Below are 9,084 nucleotides of genomic sequence, written 5' to 3'. Positions count from 1 at the left end.
GGCAAGACGAGACAGCGGAGCAGGCATGGATCGACTACTGGTGAAAATGGCGCGGCCGCGTCGTCCCCACGGACTGACCCGGCCCAGGAAAGGGTCTTCGTTCCACTTTCGGTCCCGTCCGGACCGACTTGAGGCATCCGACACATTGGAAACCGGCGCGCGCCCCACAATGTCACGCTGCAACCACTCCTTACAATCCGTCGGATGAATCTCGAGACCGCGCTGCCGGCCGGACTGCTGCTGCTGGCAGCCCTCGCGACCGGGGCCTGGGCAGCCTGGTCGAGACGGCGGCTGCGCCGTGCCGAACAGGCCCTGCAGCACGAACGCGCCGAGCGGCAGGCCGTGGCGCAGACGCTCGACTGCTGGCAATGGCGCAGCGACGCGCAGCACCGGGTCACGCAATGGCGCCCGCCGCGCGGCGCGGCGCTGGCCGACTGGGCCGGGGCCGACGACGCCGCGCCGCTGTGGCAGCACTTCCAGGGCAGCGACACGCTGACCCGCTCGCTGCGCAACGCGATGGAGCAGCATGCGCCACTCAGCGCCACCTCGCTGTGGCGCGCCGGCGCGGCCGGGGTGAGGCAGCCCTGGTCGCTGCGCGCCGAGCCGGTGCTCGATGCGCAGGGCCGCTTCGCCGGCTACGTGGGCACCGCGCGCGAGCTCGCCGACCCGGGCGACCAGCGCATCAGCGAATTGCTGCAGGCGCTGGCCGACCCGGTGCTGCGCGTCGCGCTGCCGCCGCCGGGCCAGCTGGGCGTGCTGTACGAGACCAACGCGGCCGCCGAGCGCTGGCTGCACATCGCCGACCCGGCTGCGCTGCCGCCGTGGCCCGAGCTGCTGCAGCGCCTGCCGGCCGGGCTGCGGCCGCTCGCCGAGCAGGCGATCTCGCCGACGCTGCATGCCGGCACGGCGAGCGGCAGCGCCGAGGGCTGGGAGCTGCAGGTGCTGCGGCTGTCGCCGGCGCGGTCGCCGGCGGTTTCGCCGGCCCTGCCGCGCGCCGGCACCGAGCTGCTGCTGATCTTCCATCGCCATGCGACCGCGGCCGCCGCGGCGCTGCCGCCGGCCGACGAGCAGGAATCGTTCAGCTACACCGTGTCGCACGACCTGCGCGCACCGATCCGCGTGGTCGAGGGCTTCACGAAGATCGTCAAGGAAGACTACGGCCGCCTGCTCGACCGCATCGGCAACGACCACCTCGACCGCGTGCTCGGTGCCGCCGCGCGCATGAGCAGCATGATCGACTCGCTGCTCGCGCTGTCGCAGCTGTCGGCACGGCCGCTGGCGCGCCAGCCGATCAACCTGTCGCAGCTGGTGGGCTACATCGTCGACGACCTGCGGCGCGAATCGCCGCAGCGCCAGGTGCAGGTCGACATCGAGCCGGGCCTGCATGCGCAGGGCGATGCCACGCTGCTGCGGGTGGCGCTGGAGAACCTGCTCGGCAACGCGTGGAAGTACACCGCGAAGTGCCGCGACGCGCACATCTGGTTCGAATCGGGCGTGCACGAGGGCCGGCCGGCCTTCACGGTGCGCGACAACGGCGCCGGCTTCGACATGCGCTTCGCCGACCGGCTGTTCGGCGTGTTCCAGCGGCTGCACAGCGCGAACGACTTCCAGGGCACCGGCGTCGGGCTGGCCTCGGTGCGGCGCATCGTGCGCCGGCACGGCGGCGACATCTGGGCCGAGGGCGAAGTGGACCGCGGCGCGCGCTTCCAGTTTTGGCTCGGCTAGCCGGCGGAGAGCAACTCCACCGCTTCGAGCAGGCGCTCGGCCTGCTGCACCAGCGACTTGCCCTCGGTTGCCGCCAGCCGCTGCAGCCGCTCGAGCGCCTGCGCGCGCGGCAGCGAATAGCGGTGCATCAGCACGCCGATCGCCATCGCCACCGGCTGGCCCAGCGCGTCGTGCGCGAGCGTGCCGGGCAGCGGCGCGGGTTCACCGCCGCGCGGCCCGATCTGCGCGAACGCGGCTTCCACCGCGGGCACGATCTGGCGGATGTCGAGCGGCTTGACCAGGTAGGCCACCGCGCCGAGCGCATTCACCTGCGCGACGGTGTCGTCGTCGGCGAACGCCGACAGGAACATGAACGGCATCTGGCAGTAGTCGCGCAGGTAGGCGGCCACGTCGAAGCCGCTCTTGCCTTCCATGCGGATGTCCAGCAGCGCGAGATCCGGGCGGTGCTCGCGGGCCAGCAGGATCGCGTCGTCGCCGTTGTCGGCATCGATGATCTCGTAGCCGGCCTGCGCGAGCCCGTGCGAGAGCGTCGCGAGCACGAGGCGGTCGTCATCGACAACGAGGATCTTGCCTTTGTTCGTCACGGTGGGTGCTGCTGGCGGGACGGTGAAGGCGCGATTGTGGCCGAAAGCGCCACCCCCGGCGGTTTCAGGTCGACCACCGCCACCACCCGCGTGCCCTGCGCCTCGATCGACAGCTTCGCGCTGCGCCGCGGCAGCAGCGCCCGCACCAGCCCGAGCCCCGACACGCCGCCGGGGAACTGCGCCAGGCTGAAGCCCTCGCTCAGCCGGCCCTCGTTGCCGATCACGATCTGCACGCCGTCGTCGCCGCACACCAGCGTGCAGCTCACCGGCGCATCGCCCACGCTGTGCTTGATCGCGTTCGTCAGCAGCTCGTTCACCGTCAGCGCGATCGGGATCGACTCGGCCTCCGGCAGCGTCCACTGCTGCGGCTGCGGCCCCTGCGCGTCGAACACGATCGAGCGCCCGAAGGTGCGCTGCACCGAGCCGGTGATCGCCTCCAGCACGCTGTGCAGGCGCAGCGGCCCGCTSWYGCCGACCTGCAGCCCGTAGACCTGCGCGATCGCCTGCACCTGGCCSACSACCTCGGCSATCRCGCCGGCSACCTCGGGCTTGCGCGTCGCGATCTGCTGCAGCAGGCCGGCCACGCCCTGCAGGTTGTTCTTGATGCGGTGGTGCACTTCCTTCACCAGCATCTCGCGCTGCGCGATGGCCGCCTCGAAGCGCGCCTCCTGCGCGGCGCGCTGCTCGGTGACCTCGGTCGCCACCATCAGCAGCTGGTCGGCCGGCTGGCCGTCGGCCGCGAGCGGCAGGTAGCGCGCGTCCCACACCTGGAACTGGCCGTCGAGCTCGGTGCGGTACTCGCGCTGCGTCACGCGGCCGGCGGCCAGCGCGTCTTCCATGTCGCGGCGGCGCTCGGCGGCGACCTCGGGCGGGAAGATCTGCTCCGGCGTGCGCCCGATCAGCTGCGCGGGCGGCGTCGCCGCATTGCGCGCCGCGACCTCGTTGACCTGCAGGATGCGCAGCGTGTGCGCATCGCGCAGCGTGATCGCGAGCGGCGCCGCCTCGATGATGCGCTGCAGCGACGACTGCGCCTCGGCGGTGCGCGCCTCGGCCTGGCGGCGCCGCTCGATGTCGAGCAGCGCATAGGTCAGCTGCCGCCCGGTGACGACCGCGTTGCCGACCACCCAGTACTCGCGGCCGTCGCGCGCCTTGACGCGGCATTCGAAGGTCTCGGCCTGCCCCTCGACCAGGTCGTCGAGGTAGTCGGTGCGCAGGAACGGATGGTCGGGTTCCGGCGTCGCGACGGTGGCCATCGGGTGGCCGAGGAAATCCTCCAGGTCGCCGCCGAACATGCGGCGCGCCGAGCGGTTCATCCACTCGATGCCGTCGGCGCCGACCGTGACGATGCCCACCAGCACCGAATCGAGGATCGCGCGCGTGCGCTCGGCCTGCAGCGCGACCTCGCTGGCCAGCGCCTCCAGCTCGGCCTGCTGCGCCTTCAGCCGCGTGATGTCGGTCAGCACCGCGATCAGTTCCTGGCCGTCGACCCCTTCGCCGGCGCGCCGCACCGACAGCGAGCACCAGTGCCGCGGGCGCCCGCGCGTGTCGACCGCGATCTCGGTCTCGTGCACCCGGCCTGCCGCCAGCGACGCATCGATGTCGGCCACCAGCCGGCCCACCTCGGGCTGCGCGGCCAGCAGCTCCTGCAGGCTGCAGCCGGCCACGTCGCCGGCGCGGAAGCCGAGCAGCGCCTCGAAGCGCCGGTTGCAGCGCACCAGCAGGTTGCCGCGCAGGTAGGCGATGCCGACGGTGGTGCTCTCGAGGATGGTGGTGAGCTCGCGCAGCAGCATCTCACTGCGCTGCTGGGTCTGGTGCTGGTCGGTGATGTCGAGCGTGACGACCGAGGTGGTGCGCTTGCCCGAGGCGAGCGTGGCCGGCTCGACGCGCGTCAGCAGCCAGCGCAACCCGTGCTCCGGGTGGCGGATGGCATAGCGCACCTCGGCGCGCTGGGCCAGGCGCAGCGCCTGCTGCAGCTTGTCGTACTCGGGCAGCGATTCGGGCAGCACCACGTCGCGGCGGATCGACTGCAGCGCGGGCGCACCGGCGTGCGACTCGGCAGCGCTGCCGAACACCGCGCCGTGCTGCACCCAGCCGGACGCCTCCTGGAAGGTCGCGAGGCCGACGCCAGCCGTGTCCATCAGCGCGCCGATCTGCATCTGCGCGAGGTCGCGCTCCTCCTCGACGCTGCGGTCCTCGACGATGGCCATGTAGCGGCGCTGGCCGCTGCCGCTCTGGTAGCAGCGCACGATGGAGCGCAGGCGGCGCGGCGCGGCGTCGGGCTGCCCGTGGTGGGCCGGCTGGTCCACCCAGGCCTGCGTCTCGACCGGGCTGGAGCCGGGGCGCAGCAGCGGCAGCGGCTTGCCATCGTGCCAGGCCATCAGCTGCTGGATGCCGGGCGAGGCCTCGGACATCAGCACCGGCACGTCGCCCGCGAGCGCCTCGAAGGCCGGGTTGCTGCGCACCAACAGGCCCTGCTCGTCGAACAGCACCATGCCGACCGGGCTCAGCTCGAACCAGTCGTCGAGCTCGCGCACCGAGCGGTCGGCGCGTTCGCGCGCGATGTGCTCGGCGGTGCTGTCCTGCAGGATGCTGACGGTGCGCGCGCGGCCCTGCGCATCGCTGCCGACGCGCCACGCGGCGCGGAACCAGCGCTCGCGGCCGTCGGCGTGGATCATCCGGCGCTGCACCAGCCGGGTCGTGCCGGCGGCGCTCATCTGCTGGCGGTAGGCGCGGTTCAGCGCGCGGTCCTCGGGGGGCTGCAGGTCGAGCGGGTCGGTGCCCACCAGCTGCTCGCGCGTGAAGCCGGTGAACTCGAGGAACGCGTCGTTGGCGTCGATCAGCTTGAAGTGCTCGTCCTGCAGCGTGACGGGGAACGGGGCGTCCCAGAACATCGTGCCCATGTCGGGCATCGCGGGGGCCGGGGTGAGCTCGGGCGCGGGCGCCGTGGCGGTGCTCACCGCGGCCAGGCGCAGCGCGTGGCGCTCGCCGTCGAGCGGCGCCAAGGCCACGCCGAAGCGGCGGCCGTCGTTCAGCGTGACCGCCTCAGGCAGCGTCGCCGCCGGGCCGGCCGCGAGCGCCTGCGCGACGGCGCCGACGAACGGCTCGCCGAGCAGCGGCCCGAGCTGCGCCAGCTGCCGCGCCGGCTCGCCGGCGATCAGGCGCAGCGCTGCGGTGTTCGCGAAGACGACACGCGCCGTGCGGTCCAGCACCAGCACGGCGTCGGACAGCACGTCGAGGAGTTGGCGCAAGGCCTGGGGATCGAACATCGGGGAGGGATCACGCAGCAGCCGGCAGTGTACCCACCGGTGCCGCGCCCTCGGGAGATCACTCGATCTGGGAGGCCGAGGTCAGCGCGCCCAGTACGGCCCGGTTGATCTCGCTCACGCTCAGCATCAGCGTGTCGGCCGCGGTGCGGAAGTCGTACAGCGACTCATGCTCCACCGCCTGCACCAGGTCGAAGTACGGCTGGTACGGGCCGGAGCCATCGACCAGCGCCTGGTAGACGCGCTCGGGCACCGGGATCGTCTTCATCAGGTCGGCGAACGGCTGCTTGAACATGCGGTCGAGCAGCGAGAACACCCCGCAGATGAACATCTCGTTGCGCATCTCCTCGTCGCCCGACGAGCGCACCAGCTCTTCCATCAGCAGCCCGCGGCGCACCGCCGCGAACATCACCGGCTTCATGTTGGCGTCCTTGCCGGCCGTGGCCAGCAGCAGCGCCAGCCAGCGCTTCAGGCGCTGGTAGCCGAGCATCATGATCGCGTGGCGGAACGAGCTGATCTCGACGCGCAAGCCGAAGGCCGGCGAGTTGATGTAGCGCATCAGCTTGAACGCGAGCGACGGGTCGCGCTTCAGCGTGTTCTCGAGCTWCTCGATCGGGTCCTGCGCGTCCACGCGCTGGATCAGCTCGACGATCACCTGCAGGTCGATCTGCACCGCCGACTTGCCCTTGGTCTGCGCCTCCTTGATGGCGTCGTCGATCGGCCAACCCAGCACCGCGGCCGCGCCGCGCGAGAAGCTGCCTTCCATGTCGGCCAGCGTGCGCACGCCCGACTGCACGTGCGCGATGTTGCGCGTGACGCCGGCCGGCGCCACGTTGCCGGATTCATTGACACGGCGGTCGTCGGCCAGGTCGATCAGCGAGAACTTGAAGCACGGCAGCAGCTCGCGCGGCAGCTCCTTCATCGGCCGGCCCTTGAGCAGCAGCGTGTTGCCGGCGCGGTGCAGCGCCTGCAGCGACTCGACGTTGGCCTCGTCGCAGGCCATGAAGGCCGGGATCTCGATCATCAGGTTGGCCGACGGGCTCGCGCCCATCAGGTCCTGCAGCAGGCTCTCGCTGACGATGTTCAGCGAGGCGCGGCCGCCGTCGGCCGGCCACACGCCGCCCACCGCATGCAGCAGCTGGGCGACATCGGGTTTCAGCTCGGGGCGCAGCGGGTAGATGGTCAGGCGGGTGGCCGTCACGGCGCGGCTGCGGTCGATGAACGGCGAATAGCCGAGGGCGACCTGCCCGAGTGTGGCGTTGTCAGTCACGCGAAATCTCCAGGGAAAGTAGGCAGGCGATGGCGGCGAGGCATCAGCCGTTCAGGTAGTTGAACAGCGACAGCTTCTGCACCATGGTGTACGCCTTGAGCGAGGCATCGTACCCGGTCTGCTGGTTCGCGAAGTCCGAAATTGCGCTCGTCATGTCCAGGTCTTCGGCGTCCGAGCGTGCGGTCTTGCTCGACAGCTTCAGCGAGTCGAGCCGGCCGGTGACGCCGTCGATGCGGTTCAGCGTCTCGCCGACCCGGGTGCGCGCGCCCGAGAGGGTGGCCATCACCTGGTCGAGGTTGGCCAGGTTGTCCGCATTCGACTGCGCGATCTGCGTGCCGCTGCGCAGCGGCGTCTTCAGGTCGGCGATCGCCTTGTCGAGCGTGTCGAAGACGGTCTGGCTGCTGGTCGACGGCGTCAGCGTGAACTCGTCGAGGTCGGCCGGGCTGCCGGCGATGGTGGCCGACATGCCGTCGATCTCGATCGCCTGGCCCGGCTTGAACGGCATGCCGACCTGCGCGGTCGGCGCGCCGTCCTGCAGGATCGAATAGGTGGTGACGCCGGCGGCGACGCTGAACTGGATGCTGTAGGTCGAACCGGTCAGCGCCGACGGGTTGGTGACGTGGCCGCTGTCGATCCACGCGGTGCCGGTCGCGGTGACGGCGTTGGTGTCGAACACACCGTTGCCGGAGCGCGATTGCATCCAGATCTGTTCGCCGTTGGTGGTGATCGGCAGCGATTCGGTGGAGGCCACCGCGGTCTCGCCGGTGCCGCCGCGGTAGACGACGCCGCCGGCCGCGTCGAGGAACGGCGCCTGGCCGCTGCCCTGCCCGCCGAACAGGTAGGTGCCGGCGCCGTCGGCCCGGTTCGCCACCGCCACCAGCTGCTTGCGCAGCTCGCCGATCTTGTCGGCCAGGCCCTTGCGCTCGGCGTCGGTGTAGGTCGCGTTGCCGGCCGCGATCATCGTCTCGCGCACCTGCTGCAGCAGCTCGGTCGCGTCGCCGAGCGCGCTTTCGGTCAGCGTCATCGCGTTCTTGCTGGCATCGACCGCGCGCTGGCCGGCGACGGCACGATTCTCGGCCGCGAGCGCCCGCTCGGCGCGCGCGGCCGCGGCCGGGTCGTCGCTCGCACGGTTCACGCGCTTGCCGGTGGTGAGCTGCTCCTGCGCGGCGCTCAGGTCTTCCTGGCGCTTGACCAGTTGGCCGAGCGAAGCGTCGTACGAGTTGGCGGTGCTGATGCGCATGATGTCGGGATCCCGGGTCAGCCTGCCGCGGTCTGCAGCAGGGTGTCGAACACTTGCTGGGCGACCTGCAGCATCTTGGCTGCGGCCTGGTAGCTCTGCTGGTACTGGATCAGCTTGGCGGCCTCTTCGTCGAGGTTCACGCCGGCCTTGTTGGCGCGCGCCGATTCGGCCTGCGCCGCGGCAGAGTCGGAGATGCTCGCCGCCGTCTGCGCGCTCTGCACGCGCACGCCGATGTCGGACAGCGCACTCGCGTACGCGTCGGTGATGGTCCTGCCCGGCGTCACCGAGCCATTGGCCGCCGTGCTGCCGCCGACGATGTTCTTCGTGCCGATGCCGACGAAGGCCAGCGCATTGCCGTTGTTCGCCTCGGTCGACGTGGTCGGCTTCACCGACAGCGTGTCGCCGCTCTTCGGCACCCCATTGAGATTCAGCTCGAAGCCGTTCAGCGCGATCGGCGAGCCGGCCGTCCAGGTGCCGGTGCCGGTGGAGACCTGCGCGCCGGTCGAGTCGAGCAGCTCCCAGCTGTAGTCGCCGGTGTCGGACGTGAAGCTGACGTTCGCCGTCAGCGTGCGGTCCAGCGCGGTGCTCACCGCGGCCAGCGAGCCGAGCGTCGCCGTGCCCTTGTTGGTCGCCGTGAAGGTCGCGGTCACCGGCGAGGCCGCGGCGATGCCGTTCGGGTCGCTCAGCACCGCGCGCATGTCCTTGGCCGCGTTGCCCACCGGCTGCAGCAGCGTGCGATCGCCGGCCACYGAGGTGCCGGCCGTCATCTGGATCGTCATGCCGTCGACCGTGACGCCGGCCGCCATCTGCGCGGCGCTGAACGGGCTGCCGACCGCGGCCGTGTTGTCCGACAGCCGCGTCAGCGAGTAGTTGGTGCCGTCGAACTGCAGCTCGTAGTCGCTCGCCTGCACCTGCGTGGTGTCGGTCAGCGTGACGCCGAAGGCCGCGTCGCCCGCATTGCTCGCGGCCGGCAGCGAGCGCGGCGCGCCCACCGAGTACAGC

General features: G+C 71.4%; 6 protein-coding genes. 1 reads left to right on the top strand and 5 read right to left on the bottom strand.

All coding sequences use genetic code 11. The features are described 5' to 3' along the window. Window positions 1-204: 204 nt before the first annotated feature. Window positions 205-1,725 (top strand): sensor histidine kinase, encoded by a 1,521-nt coding sequence (locus AC1D12_RS16205; RefSeq protein ID WP_465111065.1) that lies wholly within the window; start codon window positions 205-207, stop codon window positions 1,723-1,725. Here AC1D12_RS16205 and AC1D12_RS16200 read toward each other — a convergent pair. From AC1D12_RS16200 to AC1D12_RS16180, 5 genes are all read right to left on the bottom strand, one after another. After that, window positions 1,722-2,309 carry an ANTAR domain-containing response regulator gene (locus tag AC1D12_RS16200; RefSeq protein WP_477827250.1) on the bottom strand — a complete coding sequence of 196 codons (588 nt, stop codon included), beginning with the start codon at window positions 2,307-2,309 and terminating at the stop codon, window positions 1,722-1,724. The genes AC1D12_RS16205 and AC1D12_RS16200 overlap by 4 nt on opposite strands. Beyond that, window positions 2,306-5,575, bottom strand: coding sequence for a PAS domain S-box protein (locus tag AC1D12_RS16195; protein WP_477841501.1), 3,270 nt, complete (start codon window positions 5,573-5,575; stop codon window positions 2,306-2,308). The genes AC1D12_RS16200 and AC1D12_RS16195 overlap by 4 nt, the downstream gene beginning before the upstream one ends. Before the next feature lie 58 nt (window positions 5,576-5,633). Beyond that, the gene (locus tag AC1D12_RS16190; RefSeq protein ID WP_477841499.1) at window positions 5,634-6,842 is read right to left on the bottom strand and encodes an EAL and HDOD domain-containing protein; all 1,209 of its coding nucleotides are present in this window, start codon (window positions 6,840-6,842) and stop codon (window positions 5,634-5,636) included. Between the two features lie 43 nt (window positions 6,843-6,885). Beyond that, the gene (gene flgL / locus AC1D12_RS16185) at window positions 6,886-8,082 is read right to left on the bottom strand and encodes a flagellar hook-associated protein FlgL (RefSeq protein ID WP_465111063.1); all 1,197 of its coding nucleotides are present in this window, start codon (window positions 8,080-8,082) and stop codon (window positions 6,886-6,888) included. A 17-nt stretch (window positions 8,083-8,099) separates the two neighbouring features. Further along, on the bottom strand, window positions 8,100-9,084 hold a 985-nt coding region (locus AC1D12_RS16180; RefSeq protein WP_477841497.1), incomplete at its 5' end, for a flagellar basal body rod C-terminal domain-containing protein.

This window comes from Rhizobacter sp. P1_G5, assembly GCF_056405435.1.
Note: the sequence above shows the minus strand (reverse complement) of the source record. Positions and strands in the feature narration are given on the sequence as shown.